Source organism: Qipengyuania flava, assembly GCF_011762005.1.
GTDB lineage: Bacteria > Pseudomonadota > Alphaproteobacteria > Sphingomonadales > Sphingomonadaceae > Qipengyuania > Qipengyuania flava.
Map to the genome: position 1 here is coordinate 1,301,893 of NZ_JAASQU010000001.1, position 14,189 is coordinate 1,316,081.

At 62.4% G+C, this 14,189-nt stretch carries 15 protein-coding genes and 1 other RNA gene; 9 read left to right on the forward strand and 7 right to left on the reverse strand.

The genetic code is table 11. From position 1 onward, the window contains the following. The first annotated feature begins 46 nt into the window (after positions 1-46). Positions 47-1,258 carry a Na+/H+ antiporter NhaA gene (gene nhaA / locus FHS69_RS06395; RefSeq protein ID WP_067505382.1) on the forward strand — a complete coding sequence of 404 codons (1,212 nt, stop codon included), beginning with the start codon at positions 47-49 and terminating at the stop codon, positions 1,256-1,258. A 24-nt stretch (positions 1,259-1,282) separates the two neighbouring features. Here nhaA and FHS69_RS06400 read toward each other — a convergent pair whose 3' ends face one another. Beyond that, on the reverse strand, positions 1,283-1,720 hold the full coding sequence (locus FHS69_RS06400; RefSeq protein WP_166776951.1) for a VOC family protein: 438 nt from the start codon (positions 1,718-1,720) through the stop codon (positions 1,283-1,285). Positions 1,721-1,878: 158 nt separating this feature from the next. Between FHS69_RS06400 and FHS69_RS06405 the strand changes: the two genes are divergently transcribed. Then, positions 1,879-2,562, forward strand: coding sequence for an SIMPL domain-containing protein (locus tag FHS69_RS06405; RefSeq protein WP_243844580.1), 684 nt, complete (start codon positions 1,879-1,881; stop codon positions 2,560-2,562). 56 nt (positions 2,563-2,618) lie between these two features. Here the strand turns inward: FHS69_RS06405 and FHS69_RS06410 are convergent, their stop codons facing one another. Further along, positions 2,619-3,365, reverse strand: a complete 747-nt coding sequence (locus FHS69_RS06410) for a TorF family putative porin (RefSeq protein WP_067462692.1) — start codon at positions 3,363-3,365, stop codon at positions 2,619-2,621. A 269-nt stretch (positions 3,366-3,634) separates the two neighbouring features. On the opposite strand from FHS69_RS06410, the gene FHS69_RS06415 reads away from it, so the two are divergent. Together FHS69_RS06415 and FHS69_RS06420 are read left to right on the forward strand one after the other, a co-directional pair. Then, on the forward strand, positions 3,635-4,435 hold the full coding sequence (locus FHS69_RS06415) for a metallophosphoesterase (protein ID WP_166776952.1): 801 nt from the start codon (positions 3,635-3,637) through the stop codon (positions 4,433-4,435). A gap of 97 nt (positions 4,436-4,532) precedes the next feature. After that, a complete protein-coding gene (locus FHS69_RS06420) occupies positions 4,533-4,994 on the forward strand; it encodes a hypothetical protein (RefSeq protein ID WP_166776953.1) in 462 nt (153 codons plus the stop codon). Positions 4,995-5,029: 35 nt separating this feature from the next. On the opposite strand, the gene rnpB is transcribed toward FHS69_RS06420, so the two are convergent. Then, positions 5,030-5,444: RNase P RNA component class A (rnpB, locus tag FHS69_RS06425), an RNA gene on the reverse strand. A 198-nt stretch (positions 5,445-5,642) separates the two neighbouring features. Here rnpB and FHS69_RS06430 point away from each other — a divergent pair. Continuing rightward, positions 5,643-7,682, forward strand: a complete 2,040-nt coding sequence (locus FHS69_RS06430; RefSeq protein WP_166776954.1) for a putative bifunctional diguanylate cyclase/phosphodiesterase — start codon at positions 5,643-5,645, stop codon at positions 7,680-7,682. A gap of 17 nt (positions 7,683-7,699) precedes the next feature. Next, the gene (locus tag FHS69_RS06435) at positions 7,700-8,134 is read left to right on the forward strand and encodes a BLUF domain-containing protein (protein WP_166776955.1); all 435 of its coding nucleotides are present in this window, start codon (positions 7,700-7,702) and stop codon (positions 8,132-8,134) included. 39 nt (positions 8,135-8,173) lie between these two features. On the opposite strand, the gene FHS69_RS06440 is transcribed toward FHS69_RS06435, so the two are convergent. The 3 genes from FHS69_RS06440 to FHS69_RS06450 form a co-directional block, all read right to left on the reverse strand. Further along, complete coding sequence (locus FHS69_RS06440) at positions 8,174-8,824, reverse strand: N-acetylmuramoyl-L-alanine amidase (protein WP_067463126.1); 651 nt, start codon at positions 8,822-8,824, stop codon at positions 8,174-8,176. Between the two features lie 98 nt (positions 8,825-8,922). After that, positions 8,923-9,582, reverse strand: a complete 660-nt coding sequence (locus FHS69_RS06445) for a histidine phosphotransferase family protein (RefSeq protein ID WP_166776956.1) — start codon at positions 9,580-9,582, stop codon at positions 8,923-8,925. 34 nt (positions 9,583-9,616) lie between these two features. Continuing rightward, positions 9,617-10,012: a M67 family metallopeptidase gene (locus FHS69_RS06450; RefSeq protein ID WP_166776957.1), complete on the reverse strand. Its 396-nt coding sequence runs from the start codon at positions 10,010-10,012 to the stop codon at positions 9,617-9,619. 16 nt (positions 10,013-10,028) lie between these two features. On the opposite strand from FHS69_RS06450, the gene FHS69_RS06455 reads away from it, so the two are divergent. Further along, a complete protein-coding gene (locus tag FHS69_RS06455; RefSeq protein WP_166776958.1) occupies positions 10,029-10,973 on the forward strand; it encodes an RluA family pseudouridine synthase in 945 nt (314 codons plus the stop codon). A 122-nt stretch (positions 10,974-11,095) separates the two neighbouring features. Beyond that, positions 11,096-12,001, forward strand: a complete 906-nt coding sequence (gene rpoH / locus FHS69_RS06460) for an RNA polymerase sigma factor RpoH (RefSeq protein ID WP_172603143.1) — start codon at positions 11,096-11,098, stop codon at positions 11,999-12,001. Positions 12,002-12,071: 70 nt separating this feature from the next. Here rpoH and FHS69_RS06465 read toward each other — a convergent pair whose 3' ends face one another. Then, positions 12,072-13,409: a M20 metallopeptidase family protein gene (locus FHS69_RS06465; RefSeq protein ID WP_166776959.1), complete on the reverse strand. Its 1,338-nt coding sequence runs from the start codon at positions 13,407-13,409 to the stop codon at positions 12,072-12,074. Positions 13,410-13,519: 110 nt separating this feature from the next. On the opposite strand from FHS69_RS06465, the gene mtgA reads away from it, so the two are divergent. Further along, a complete protein-coding gene (gene mtgA, locus FHS69_RS06470; RefSeq protein ID WP_166776960.1) occupies positions 13,520-14,188 on the forward strand; it encodes a monofunctional biosynthetic peptidoglycan transglycosylase in 669 nt (222 codons plus the stop codon). The last annotated feature ends 1 nt before the right edge of the window (position 14,189 follow it).

Sequence of the window (14,189 nt, forward strand, 5' to 3'; positions counted from 1 at the left end):
CAGGACTTGCAACGCGCGCCGCTTTGCGAAAGAGAGCATGCCCGAGATGACCGAACGTCCTTCAGCTTTCCGCCTCGTTTTTGCCCCCGTCCGCGCGCTCTTCGTCAGCGACGCTTCGGCCGGCATCCTGCTCATCCTCGTGGCGGCTGCCGCGATGCTCGCGGCGAATTCGCCGCTTGCAGGCGAATATGAGCAATTGTTCTACGGCAAGCTGCCCTGGACGCCGATCCCGAAGCTCTACGACCTGCACCTGTGGATCAACGACGGACTGATGGCGGTGTTCTTCTTCGTCGTCGGGCTCGAGGTGAAACGCGAATGGATCGAAGGCCAACTGTCTACCGCCCAATCGCGCCGCCTGCCGATCCTCGCAGCGGTTGCCGGAATGGCGATCCCCGCGCTGGTCTATGTCGGCGTGGTCGGCGGCGAAGGTGAACTGATGCGCGGCTGGGCCATCCCGGCCGCCACCGACATCGCCTTCGCAATGGGCGTGCTCGGTCTCCTCGGCAATCGCTGCCCCGCATCGCTGCGGCTGTTCCTGCTCACGGTGGCGATCGTCGACGACATCGGTGCCGTGCTGGTGATCGCGTTGTTCTATACCGCGAACATCAAGCTCGGCTGGCTGGCTGCATCGGGCGCGGTGGTTGTCGCCATGCTCGTGCTCAACAAGATGCGCGTGGCCCGGTTCTGGCCCTACATCCTGCTGGCAATCGTCCTGTGGTATTTCGTGCTGAATTCGGGAATTCACGCCACCATCGCCGGCGTCGTCGCCGCGCTGTGCATCCCCATGGTCGGCCCCGATGACCAGACCATGGTCGAACGGATGGAGCATGGGCTCGCGCCGTGGAGCGCCTATCTGGTGGTGCCGGTGTTCGGCTTTGCCAATGCGGGCGTGCCGTTGGCCGGAATGGGTATGGAGCAGATCCTTGCGCCGCTGCCGCTCGCGATCGCGGCGGGCCTGTTCCTCGGCAAGCAGGTGGGCATTTTCGCTGCCATCTTCGCCGCCGACAAGCTGGGTTTCGCACCGCGCCCCGACGAAGCGAGCTGGACCGAGATCTGGGGCGTATCGATACTCTGCGGGATCGGTTTCACCATGTCGCTGTTCATCAGCGGCCTGGCCTTCACCGGTCAGCAATTGTTGATTAACGAGGCGAAGATCGGGATCCTGCTCGGATCGCTGATCTCCGCCGTCGTCGGTTATGCCATCCTGAGGATGTCGGCGACGCACCCGGACGATGCGCGGTCACCCTATATCGACTGATAAGGTCGATCGGACGGCGGGAGCTTACCAGCTCCCGCTGTTCTCCATGCTGGCCCAGGGTTCCTGCGGCTCGAGATAGCCATCCTGCAGCAGCTCGATCGAGATACCATCGGGCGTCTTGACGAAGGCCATGTGGCCGTCGCGGGGCGGTCGATGGATGATATGGCCCGCGTCCATGATCGCCTGGCACGTCTCGTAAATGTTCTCGACCCGGTAGGCGAGGTGGCCGAAATTGCGTCCGCCGGTGTATTCTTCTCGTGCGCTGCCATCCTCTGACGGCCAGTTGTAGGTCAGTTCGACCTCGGCCACGCCTTCCTGCCCGGGCGCGGCAAGAAAGATCAGCGTGAAGCGACCAGCTTCCACATCGAAGCGGCGCGTTTCCTCCACCCCGAACAATTTGAAGAAGGCGATCGTCGCATCCGGATCGGTCACTCGGATCATGCTGTGTAGGTACTTCGTCACGAATTCCTCCATTCGTCGCTATTCAAACACGGTTCATCGCTCTGCGACTAAGTCCGGCCAACGGGAGGCGAGCCAGAGAGGACATTTCGATGATCGACGAACCGGATTCCGCCGAAGCCCGTGCCATACACCCCGGGGCGCTGGCAACGCCGAAGCACATGCTTCTCGCCGCCGGAATAATGGCGGGCGGGCTGGTCGCGGGAGGCTTCCTGCTCGGTGACGGGCTGGTCCGCATGAAGGCTGCGGAACGCAGCGTAACCGTTCGCGGGCTAGCCGAACGCGAAGTCACTGCCGATCTGGCGACCTGGACGCTCTCTCTCGCTGCCACCACCACCAATCTGCAGACCGCGCAGGCAAGCACCGATCGCGATGCCGAAGCGCTGCGCGCATTCTTCGCCGATCTGGGTTTCCCGGAAAGCGCGCTCACACCCGCCGGTGTCAATGTCTCCAACTACACCGATGACGGTACGGTCTTCTACACCGTGCGCCAGCGTATCGTCCTGCGCACCAAGGATATCGACCGCGCGCAACGCGCCGTACGGAGCCAGGCCGATCTCGTCCGCAAGGGTGTCGTCCTCGAAGATGGTTCCGGCATCAGCTATACCTTCACCGAACTCAACGCGATCAAGCCCGCCATGGTCGCCGAAGCGACCCGCGACGCGCGCGCGGCCGCCGAACAGTTCGCCAAGGACAGCGGCGCCGATGTCGGTGGCATTCGCAAGGCGACGCAGGGCTATTTCTCGATCGATGCGCGCGATGGAGAAGCCGGCGGCTGGGGCATTGGCGACACCCCGTTCAAGAAGGTACGCGTCGTGACGACCGTGGATTTCGCCCTCGATTGAACGCGAAAGGGGCGCGCCATCGCTGACGCGCCCCCCGTTTACCGCCCGGTGGTTTCCTAGAAACTGGCGGAAATGGTCCCGACGATCGCATCGTCGGTGAAGTCGTTTACCGAAGGCCCTTCGACACCGATGTAGGCAACACCGACTTCAAAATTGCCCTGGCTCACTGCAACGCCGAGCGACCAGTCGAGCCCCGTATCGTCGGCCGCGCCCGCGAGCAGCGGCGGAGCCAGCGCACCGTCGGTATAGCCAAGGTGGCCGGTCACGCTGAACGGCGAATCGGCAATTCCGAAGCCCACATCGGTATAGATGTAGAGGTTGTCGTCGCCGCCGAGCGAATCCTGTTCGGGTGCATAGGCCACGCCCAGCGTCGCTTCGGCCGGGCCGAGGTTCGCGCTGATCGAAGCATAGGGTTCGATGTAATCGGTATCGAGCCCGAGATCCTCGGTCGGATAGATGTAGTAGAGGACGCCGACGTCGACGCTTACCGCATCGCTCAGGCTACCGCTCCAACCGGCGTAGATGTCGAATTCGAGATCGCCATAGGACGGCCCGCCCTTGATCGAACTGGCCCAGGTTCCGACGTAGAACCCGCTGTCGTGCTCGACGTCGAACCCGCCCTGGATGGCTGGATCGCCGCCCGACAGCGAAACGCCGCGGAAGCGGTAGTCAGTGGTGAGCGCAACATTGGCCGACGTGGTGAAACCGCTGCCCTCTTCGGACTGCGCCATGGCCGGCGTTGCAAGAGAAAGACCCGCCGCAGCGAGCGAAACGGCCATCAGGCCGCGAAAGGACGTGAGCATTACAAACTCCTGTACGAGTGTCGCTTCGTCCCACCTGCGAATCCGTCGGGGCCATTTTGTTAGGCTCCTCGTCCGGATACAGATATAAACCTGCACATCTTGGAAGCTCTGCGCAAGATCGCGGCATATGCTTTTCGCATATGCAACAATAGCTGTGCTATTTACGCAACGCGCCTTGGCTAGTCCCGTGAGCATTTGTTGCTACCGATGCGGCATGCGCCTATCGGGTCCGCTCGTCCTCGCTACAGGTCCGCAACCAATTTTCTTTCATGATCAACTTCGCGAAGCTTTTTAAACGAAACGGGTCGTCCAAGTTCCGTCCGAAGGTTCCGGAAGGCCAACGCTTCTACGTCATCGGCGACATTCACGGCCGGTGTGACCTGCTCGACGAGCTGATACTCGCGATCGAAGAGGACGACGCGAAAGTAGGCGAGGCGGAGACCACGATCATCTTCCTCGGAGACCTCGTCGATCGGGGCCCCGAGAGCGCGCGGGTCATCGAAACCGCGCGCCAGTGGGGGAAGCGGCGCAAGGTTCGCTATCTGGCCGGCAATCACGAAGAAATGTTCCTCCAGAGCTTCGACGACAAAGAGATGCTGCGGCATTTCCTCAAGCATGGCGGCCGTGAAACCGTGCTCAGCTACGGTATCAAGAAAAAGCGATACAACGAACTGTCGCTCAAGGAACTGCAGCAGGAACTGCACGAACTGGTGCCCAAGAAGCACCGCAAATTCCTTGGGGCGATGGAGGACATCATTCTCGCGGGCGATTACGCATTCGCCCACGCAGGCATCAATCCCAAGCGCGCGATCGACGATCAGCAACAGTCCGACCTGCGCTGGATTCGTGATCGGTTTCTCAAGCATCGCGAGCCGCTGACGCATGTCGTGGTGCACGGGCACACCATCTTCGAGGACGTCGAACACACCCCCTATCGCATCGGAATCGATACGGGGGCCTTCCGCACCGGGGTTCTCACCGCACTGGTACTAGAGGGCGACCAGCGGCGCATAATCCGCGCGAGCGAAACCGACGGCACGATCACGACGCAGCACGCCGAATTCCGCTAGCGCAGGGCGCGAAACGGGAATATCGGCCTGCGCCCACAGGACGGCCGCGACTCGCCTGCCGAGCGCGCTGCTGCTGTGCCGCGTAGGAGTTGACCCGTTGATCGAACATCCCGAGGGCCTCGACAATCCGCTGGCCAAACGCACGGTCGTTGTGACCATGGCCGCTCTGGTGATCCTGATCGCCCTGTCGATCTGGGCGGCTTTTGCCATCCGCCTCGATACGTTCGCGCGTATCGATCAGGGAACGGAGCGAATTCACATCCGTGGGACCGAGGCCAAGTTCATCGGCCACGCCGAAGGTCACTATGCGGGACATGAGGTATTGATCGAAGGGCTGCCCGGGGTGCACCAGCTCGAAGAGCTGCCGATTGCCTGGCGTGCGCTATGCGTTGTCCGCCACGATCCGCAAACCGACTGGAGCACGGCCGACCCAATGATGAAAGCGCACCTGATGTCCGATGAAATGAACGAGGCTTGCCGCCCGTTCGAAGGGCTCGAGGTGGAAGGCCAGCGCGTTCCCGTTGCACGGCCTGCCGGCCCAGCCGCCGCGATCGGATAGCCCTCCTGCCGAGATGCGCCCTCTCGCCATTTTGTGATGCCAGGGGGCCTGTAAGCCGGGTTCTGTCCCGCGCGCGGTATGCTTGCACACCAGCCACGCGGGGGCAGCCATTCGTCTAGGCTGCGGATCGCTCCGCAGCTCAAGCAGCCAACCCGGGTGGTCGATGCGAAACGCACCTGCCCGCTTGCACGGACGCGCCACCCCTATTCGGCCTTGCTCCGGGTGGGGTTTGCCATGCGGGCCGCGTTGCCGAAGCCCCGGTGCGCTCTTACCGCACCCTTTCACCCTTGCCTGAGCCTGCGAACAGGCCATCGGCGGTATGCTTTCTGTGGCACTTTCCCTCGATCAGCCTTCGAAAAGACCAACCGGGCGGGCGTTACCCGCCACCCTCGTTTCGTGGAGCCCGGACTTTCCTCGTACCTCGCGGCACGCGGCTGCCCGGCCCCCTGGCGGCACCGCAGATAGGCCGTCGTGCGGGGTTCGCCAAGCCGGGAACAGGATTAAGTCCCCCGACGGACGATTTTCGCACGCAACAAGCAAAGCGGTTCTTTCCGAGCCCAGGTGGTCACGGCATCAATTCCTTAACCTTTGCAAACTAGGCCAAATCGCGATTTTCCAGCGAAAACAAGGCGGAAACGCAAGAATCCCATGCGCATCATCGGCTGCATTCTATACGAACACAATTTGTGGTTCGTGCTCATGGCTGCGCTGATGTGCATCGCGGGCTCGATGGTTTCGGCAACTCTTTTCCGTAAGACCATCACCGACAAGGGCGAAGCCTGGATCCATTGGTGCTTCCTGTCGGCAGTGACTGCCGGGGCGGCCACCTGGGCGACCCATTTCATCGCCATGCTCGGCTACCAGACGTCCGCACCCGTGACGCTCGATGGCGTGCTGACCGTCATCTCGGCGCTGATGGCCGCCGGAGGGATCGGCATCGGGCTGGTTCTCGCGTCGTCCACCTCGCCGCGCATTGCGAGCCTGGCCGGTGGCTCCACCATCGGCCTCGCGATCGGCGCGATGCATTACACCGGCATGTTCGCCTATCGGGTCGACGGAATCGTGCACTGGGACTGGCGGTACGTCATGGGGTCGCTCGCGATCGCGATGGGCTGCTCGATCGCTGCAATTCACCTGCTGCGCAAGAACGACACGCCTTACCGGACATGGCAGGCGGGCGGCCTGCTTTGCCTCGCGATCGTCGGATTGCACTTCAGCGGCATGGCGGGGTTCTCGGTCACCGCCATGGCGGGATATTCACAGGGCGCCGACAGCGAGGCATTCGCAGCCATGGCCGCCGCCATCGGCATGGTCGCTCTGCTGATCGTGGGCACCGGCATCTCCACCTATCTCGTGGAACGCCGCACAACCACCGAAAGCGAAAACCGCATCGCGCATATCGCGATGCATGATGCCCTGACCAATCTCGCCAATCGCCACCAGTTTACCGACGCGCTGCGCAATGAATGCAATGCGCTCGGCGATGGCGGTACACCGTTTGCGCTGCTGATGGTCGATCTCGACCGCTTCAAGCCGATCAATGACACTTTGGGGCATCCGATCGGCGACCTTGTGCTGCAGCGGATTGCCAACCGGCTCCGGCTGGCAGCCCGCGATGGCGATATCGTCGCACGCATCGGCGGCGACGAGTTCGCGATCATCGCGTTCGGCCTCGGCGATCCCGACGCTGCAACGACCGTGGCGGAACGGGTTGTCGAAATCCTCTCGCGCCCCATGATCATCGAAGGCAATGTCGTTGAAATCAGCGGCAGTGTGGGTGTCGGCATGGCGCCCGATCATGGCAGCGATCCCGACGCGCTGGTCCAGCATGCGGATATCGCGCTCTATTCCGCCAAACATGGCGGGAAGCAGACTTACCGCCTGTTCGAACCCAAGCTCATGGAAGCAATCCAGCGGCGCCGTTCGCTCGAGGCATCCTTACGCCGCGCGTCGATGCGCAACGAGTTCAGGATCGTTTATCAGCCGGTCTTCTCCTCGGCCCAGGGCGAGATTACGGGTGCGGAGGCGCTGCTGCGATGGACTTGCCCCCAACATGGCGAAATATCGCCGACCGAATTCATCCCGATCGCGGAGGAGCTCGGCCTTGTCTCCCGCATCGGTTCGGACGTACTGCGGCGCGCCTGCAAGGATGCCGCGGGCTGGCCCGAACACATCGACCTCGCGGTCAATGTATCGCCTGTCCAGTTGCTCGACCCGCGCTTGCCGCAAACCGTTTCGCAGGCACTGGCCGATTCGGGGCTGGCGCCCGAACGGCTCGAACTCGAGATTACCGAGACCGCGCTGCTCAACAACGACGAGGCCGCCCTGCGCACGCTGACGCATATCCGCGACCAGGGCGTGCGTATCTCGCTCGACGATTTCGGCACCGGCTATTCCTCGCTCAGTTACCTGCATCGCTTCCCGATCAGCCGCATCAAGATCGACAAGAGCTTCGTCCAGAAATTGCCCGACGATGTCGGCAGCGCGTCGATCGTTCGCGCCATCGCGCAATTGGGATCGAGCCTCAGCATGAAGATCACAGCGGAAGGCATCGAAACCGATTCGCAGCTCAGCTTCATTCAGGAACAGGGCTGCGACGAGGTCCAGGGCTTCCTGACCGGGCGGCCGATCGCAGCCGCCGACTTTCTACTGCTTGCAGGCCGCACCGTGCAGCCCGTCGACGCCTGAACCCCGGGGAAAATACCATGCCGATCAGCAGGCTGCTTTATTCCAGCGTTTCGCGCCTCGAACCCGGCGCATTGACCATCGACAGGCAGATCACCCGGATCGCGGGCGAGGCCGCGCTGCTCAACGAGGAGGCCGGCATCACCGGCATACTGGTTTTCGTGGAAGACCAGTTCATCCAGATCCTCGAAGGCGAAGCAGAAGTGGTCGAGGAAATCTTCGAGCGTATCTGCTGCGATTTCCGTCACGCGCAGGTCCGGCTGATCGATCTCGTTTCGGTCAAGGAACGGCTGTTCGATCGCTGGCACATGGCCCGGCTATGCGAGGGCGACGATCCCGGTTCTTCGCTCGACGATGACCTGCGCAACATACGCTACCTGCTCGGCGTAAATGCGCGCGTGGCAGTTGAGCGCATGCACGAGACGCTGCTTTCGTATGAGGAAGTCGTACCCTGACCGGTTGGGGGAAGCTCCGCGCGCTGCGTTCGACTTACCCTATCGTGTCGTCCCGCGATCGCGGTCCAGCAACAGCTGAAACAGGATCGCGCGCACTTCGCCATCTATCTCGCCATCGATCCGTTCCGGCCGCCAGCGCCTCTGGAACGCCTCGACAGCCTTGCGTCCGTCGGTGACGTCATAGCCATAGCGTTCGAGCGCGAGGTAGAACGCTGCATCATTGTCGAACGGATCGCCGCGCTCGAGCTTGCGCGGACGGGGCAGGCACAGGCCGTATTCGGCCAGCCGTTCCCACGGGAAAAGCTCGCCCGGATCGATCTTGCGCGCAGGCGCAACGTCCGAATGGCCGACCACATTCGCTCGCGGGATGTCATATTGCTTGACGATCCGCGCCACCAGCGGGACCAGCGCCTGGAATTGCGCTTCGTTGAACTCGCGATAGCCGTACCGATGGCCGGGATGGTCGAGCTCGATCCCGATGCTGGCAGAATTCACGTCCTTGTGACCACGCCAATAGGAAACGCCCGCGTGCCATGCGCGCTTTTCTTCGGGCACCAGCCGGACGACTTCGCCCTGCTCTCCGATCAGATAATGCGCGGAAACCTTTGCCTCTGGATCGCACAGGCGCTCGATCGCGAAGCCCTTGTCCTCCATCTCGGTGTAATGGATGACAAGCATCTGGATCGGCATGGTGCGTTCGTCGTGATTGGGCGAAAGCACTTCGCGATCGACCAGTTCGTCATCGCTCGCCGGCAGTTGTTCGCCGGTCCTGCCGAAGTCCGAACCGCTCAACCGATCAGCCCTTCGCCTTCGGGGAGAACCGCCCCGAGGACCAGCGTCTCTGCGGTCCGATGGTATTGCAACCCGCCACCATTCTCGCTCGCGAGCAGATGGGTCATGTGCGCTGCTGCAGTACGACTGGTGAGCTCGGCCCGCGCGAGCGAGCCGTCCAACGCGTGGCCGATCATCTCGTCGAATGCGATCTTGGGCCCGGCGGCGCGCACCACGATCTCGCAGGCACCGTCGCGGCGTTCGGCACCGATGTCGAGCGAACCGCCGCGCACCAGCGCATCGATCGCGATCTGTGCGAAGTTGAGCAACACCTTGACCGCCGGCTTGGCCAATGTCGCATCGGCCAGCGCCCAATTGATCGTGACCTTGGGCTTGTCGCTCACCAGCGCTTCGATCAACGCCTTGGGTTCGGCCACTTCGACCCGTTCACCGAAGCCGCCCGCCGCACCAAAGGCGAGACGGAAGAACTTGAGCTTGTTGGTGCTGATCGTCGCGCTCTGTTCGAGCAGTTCGACGACATTGGCGCGCATTTCGGGATCGGTTTCCATCGCCAGCAATTCGAGCCCGTTGGACAGGGCCCCGACGGGGCTGAGCATGTCGTGACACAGCCGCGAGCACAGCATTGCGGCAAGATCGATCGATTGGCGGTCGTCCATTGATATCCCGATTGGTGAATTAAGGGTTACGCTCTTAGCGGGGGGCGACTTCATAGGGAAGCGCTTCGAACCCCGCATCCCCCGAACGCCACAGGCTGATTCGGTCCGCCGTGATAATCGCCCATACCGACCCGTCACGCGCCGCCTGCGCCCGATCGGTGGACGATGGCCGCGCCAAACCATTGGGATGCGAATGGTAATAGCCCATGACCTGAAGCCCGCCCTGACGCGCCGCGCGATGGGCATCGACCAGTGCCTGCGGGTCGATCTCGAAATGCTGTTCGGGAGCGTCGTGGACATTGCGCGCCGCCCGCGCCTCGAAAATCCGCGCGCCAGTCCCTAGCAGGATACCGCAGCATTCGCATGGATCTGCCGCCTGTGCCTCTCCCAGCAGCATGGACACGACATTGCTTGAGACTTCGATCTTCATCGCGCATGGCCCTAGCATGGCCGAGAGCGAAATCATCACCGGAACGCTCGCTACGAGTGGACGGCTCGACAAGGCGCTGGCCGAGGCTTCCGGCCTGTCGCGAGAACGGGTCAAGGGATTGATAGCTTCGGGGGCGGTCGAAGTCGGCGGGAACATCATCACGAGCGGTTCTGCCAAGATTGCCGCGGGGGACCGCTTCGCGCTCGCCCTGCCCCCGCCCGAACCGCTGCATGCGGAACCGCAGGACATTCCTCTCGATATCGTGTTCGAGGACGATCACCTGATCGTGGTCGACAAGCCTGCAGGCATGGTGGTGCACCCCGCGGCCGGGAATCCGGACCAGACGCTGGTCAACGCCCTGCTCCATCATTGCGCCGGCCGCTTGTCGGGGATCAATGGCGTGGCCCGCCCGGGTATCGTACACCGGATCGACAAGGATACCTCGGGGCTGCTGGTGGTGGCCAAATCCGATGCCGCGCACGAGGGGCTTGCCGCGCAATTCGCCGATCATTCGATTATCCGGCGCTATCTCGCGGTCTGCGCCGGTCACCCGAACCCGTCCTCGGGCACCGTCTCAGGACGACTCGGCCGCTCGGATCGAGATCGCAAGAAGATGGCCGTGCTTCCCGACGCCTCCAATCGCGGCAAGCATGCGGTCACGCATTACACGACCTTGGAGCGTCTCGATGGCGCATCGCTGCTCGAATGCCGGCTGGAGACCGGCCGCACGCATCAAGTGCGTGTTCACTGCGCGTCAATCGGTCATGCGCTATTGGGAGACCCTGTCTACGGACGTGCGCCCAAGGCTTTGAAACCACTGCTCGATGAGCTGGGCTTCAAGCGTCAGGCATTGCATGCGGCGAGGCTCGGATTCAAACATCCTATCAGCGCTGAAACCTTGGATTTCTGCGCCGAATTGCCCCGCGACATGCGGGAACTGATCGACCAAACCGCACGTTGAAATCGACGAAACGTGTGTGCAATTTGGGCTCAGTTCGCTATATGTAACCGCAGTGGCCCGAAGCCCGGATGCCCATCAGGGGTCCGGCAAACGAGGTCGACGCAAGAAAGGTCAGGGTACAAGTGAGCAATACCAAAACTTTGAGCGTTCCGGCGCTCGGCGGTGAGCAGAGCCTCAACCGCTATCTTTCCGAAATCAAGAAATTCCCCGTGCTGACGCAAGAGCAGGAATACATGCTCGCGAAGCGCTACGAGGAACATGACGATCCCGAAGCTGCCGCGCAGCTCGTCACTTCGCACCTTCGCTTGGTGGCAAAGATCGCCATGGGTTATCGCGGCTACGGCCTGCCCGTGTCGGATCTCATTTCCGAAGGCAATGTCGGTCTGATGCAGGGCGTCAAGAAATTCGAAGCCGATCGTGGCTTCCGCCTCGCGACTTATGCGATGTGGTGGATCAAGGCGAGCATACAGGAATATATCCTCCGTTCGTGGAGCCTCGTCAAAATGGGCACCACCGCCGCGCAGAAGAAACTGTTCTTCAACCTGCGCCGCATGAAAAAGAACCTCGACGCTTACGAGGACACCGACCTTCATCCCGAGGACGTGAACAAGATCGCGACCGATCTCGGCGTGCCCGAGCAGGAAGTCGTCAACATGAACCGGCGGATGATGATGGGCGGCGATGGTTCGCTCAACGTCCCGATGCGCAATGGCGAAGACGGTTCGGGCGAATGGATGGACTGGCTCAAGGACGATGGTCCGCTGCAAGACGAGCTGGTTGCCGACGCGCAGGAATCCGAAGTGCGCCACGACATGCTGGTCGAGGCGATGGACAGCCTCAATGACCGCGAGAAGCACATCCTCACCGAACGCCGCCTGACGGAGAATCCGCAGACGCTCGAGGAACTGAGCCAGGTCTACGACGTCAGCCGCGAACGCATCCGCCAGATCGAAGTGCGTGCCTTCGAAAAACTGCAGAAGGCGATGAAGACCATCGCTGGCGAAAAGTTGCTGCCGGGAATGGCCTAGGCCATAGCCCGATAGAACAGGAAACGAAAAAGCCGCCGCCCCCAACGGCACGGCGGCTTTTTCGTGATCTTCATCCGCCTGCAGGCGCAAGATCGAGAACCGCTGCGACCATCGCCTCAGTGCCCAGCGTCACGCTCTCGCGCGGCGCGATCTTGAACAGCGGCGAGTGATGCGACGGCACCGGCGGCCCGCCGTTCGCGGCCGCATCAAAGGCTTCCTGCGGCGTACCACCGACTGCGAAATAATAGCCCGGCACGCCGTAATCCTCGGCGACGAAATAGGCGAAGTCCTCCGCGCCCATGCCGCGCTGCTGCCAGGGAACGAGCACGTCTTCACCCAGATCGCGTTGCATCACCGCATTGAGCCGGCGGGCGAGTGCCGGATCGTTATTGGTCACGGGCGTTCCCTCCGAAACCGCGACTTCCACCGGCGTAGCGTCGGGCAGACCGTGCGCCTTGCCGATATTGACGGCGACGCGTTCGATCGCGGCCAGCAATTGCGCGCGGGTGGCCTCGTCATTGGCGCGGACCGTGAGCTGCAGGTCCGCCCGGTCCGAGATGATGTTGTGCTTGGTCCCCGAATGGAAGGCGCCCACCGTGATCACAGCAGGTGACAGCGGCTCGATTTCTCGACTGACGATCGATTGCATGGCGGTGACGATTTGCGAGGCGATGTAGACCGGGTCGCGCCCCATATGCGGGCTGGCGCCATGCGCGCCGACACCGGGCACCTTGATATCGACCGAATCGGCGCTGGAATACTGGATGCTTTCCGACGCCGAAATTTTCCCGGTCGGCAGGATCGAAGCGACATGGAACGCCAGCGCATAATCGGGCGTGCCGAACCGTTCATAGAGCCCGTCTTCGAGCATGGCGGCCGCACCGCCGACACGTTCTTCGGCCGGCTGGACGACGAACATCAGCGTCCCTGCCCACTGGTCCTTCATCGCCATCAACCGCCGCGCGGTGCCCACCATGGAGGTGATATGCACATCGTGGCCGCAGGCATGCATGACCGGATATTCATTCCCGTCCCGGCCGACCTGCGTCGCGATGGAGGCATAGTCGAGGCCGGTCTTTTCCGGCATGGGCAGACCATCCATGTCCGCGCGCAGCAGAATCAGCGGACCGTCACCATTGCGCACCATGCCGACCACGCCCGTACCGCCGACCCCCTCGGTCACCTCGAGCCCGGCTGCCTTCAGTTCCACCGCCATGCGCTTCGCAGTTTCGACCTCGAGAAAAGAGAGTTCCGGATTGACGTGGAAGTGGACAAACAAATCCTCGAGATGGCTGTCGTAATCCGCAGCTACAGCTTGTTTCACCGCTGCCGGATCGGCGGCGGCAGGCGCTGCGCCGGCGGTAAGAGCGACCACCGAAGTGGCGATAGCGAACAATGCTTTGCGCATAGAATACTCCCTCACAGCTCCCCGTGGCTGCGGCGCAAGGTAAGCATGCGCGGAGCAAGGCTGCAAGCTGCCAGATTGCGTGCCGCCCGGCGCGGCGCTAGATGCGGCGCATGCGCTGGCTGATCCGTTTCCTGTTCAAGGCCTTGGTCGGGTTTCTAGGCCTCAGCCTCGGGTTGGTGCTGCTGTTCAAATTCCTGCCCGTCCCCGTCACTGCGACAATGCTGATGGACGAAAACGGGATCACCAAGGACTGGACCTCGCTGTCCAATATCGACCGCAGCATGGTCCGCGCCGTGATTGCCGCCGAAGACGGCAAGTTCTGCCTGCATGAAGGTTTCGACCGCGAAGCAATAGAGAAAGCGATCGAGAGCAATCGGCAGGGCGGCCGCATCCGCGGCGGATCGACAATCAGCCAGCAGACCGCAAAGAACGTCTTCCTGTGGCAGGGCGGCGGCTATGTGCGTAAAGGCTTCGAAGCCTGGTTCACCGTGCTGATCGAACAGATCTGGGGCAAGCGCCGGATCATGGAAGTCTATCTCAACGTCGCCGAAACCGGGATCGGTACCTATGGCGTTGAAGCCGGCGCGCAGCGCTATTTCGACAAATCGGCCGCCTCGCTGACCCCGCTCGAGGCCGCGCGGATGGCGGCTGCACTGCCGCTGCCCAAGGAACGTTCGGTCAGGAACCCGCGCGGGTGGCTTGCACGTCACGGCAATACCATTTCCGCGCGCATCGGTGCGGTCGGCCGTGACGGGCTCGATTCCTGCGTCTATCGATAGC

Excerpts from the sequence above, each read along its gene's own strand:
- FHS69_RS06465 (WP_166776959.1), bottom strand. The coding sequence starts at position 13,409 with ATGCGCAAAGCATTGTTCGCTATCGCCACTTCGGTGGTCGCTCTTACC.
- nhaA (WP_067505382.1), top strand. The coding sequence starts at position 47 with ATGACCGAACGTCCTTCAGCTTTCCGCCTCGTTTTTGCCCCCGTCCGC.
- FHS69_RS06410 (WP_067462692.1), bottom strand. The coding sequence starts at position 3,365 with ATGCTCACGTCCTTTCGCGGCCTGATGGCCGTTTCGCTCGCTGCGGCG.
- FHS69_RS06455 (WP_166776958.1), top strand. The coding sequence starts at position 10,029 with ATGGCCGAGAGCGAAATCATCACCGGAACGCTCGCTACGAGTGGACGG.
- FHS69_RS06435 (WP_166776955.1), top strand. The coding sequence starts at position 7,700 with ATGCCGATCAGCAGGCTGCTTTATTCCAGCGTTTCGCGCCTCGAACCC.
- mtgA (WP_166776960.1), top strand. The coding sequence starts at position 13,520 with ATGCGCTGGCTGATCCGTTTCCTGTTCAAGGCCTTGGTCGGGTTTCTA.
- FHS69_RS06405 (WP_243844580.1), top strand. The coding sequence starts at position 1,879 with ATGCTTCTCGCCGCCGGAATAATGGCGGGCGGGCTGGTCGCGGGAGGC.
- FHS69_RS06430 (WP_166776954.1), top strand. The coding sequence starts at position 5,643 with ATGCGCATCATCGGCTGCATTCTATACGAACACAATTTGTGGTTCGTG.
- FHS69_RS06445 (WP_166776956.1), bottom strand. The coding sequence starts at position 9,582 with ATGGACGACCGCCAATCGATCGATCTTGCCGCAATGCTGTGCTCGCGG.
- FHS69_RS06440 (WP_067463126.1), bottom strand. The coding sequence starts at position 8,824 with ATGCCGATCCAGATGCTTGTCATCCATTACACCGAGATGGAGGACAAG.
- FHS69_RS06450 (WP_166776957.1), bottom strand. The coding sequence starts at position 10,012 with ATGAAGATCGAAGTCTCAAGCAATGTCGTGTCCATGCTGCTGGGAGAG.
- FHS69_RS06415 (WP_166776952.1), top strand. The coding sequence starts at position 3,635 with ATGATCAACTTCGCGAAGCTTTTTAAACGAAACGGGTCGTCCAAGTTC.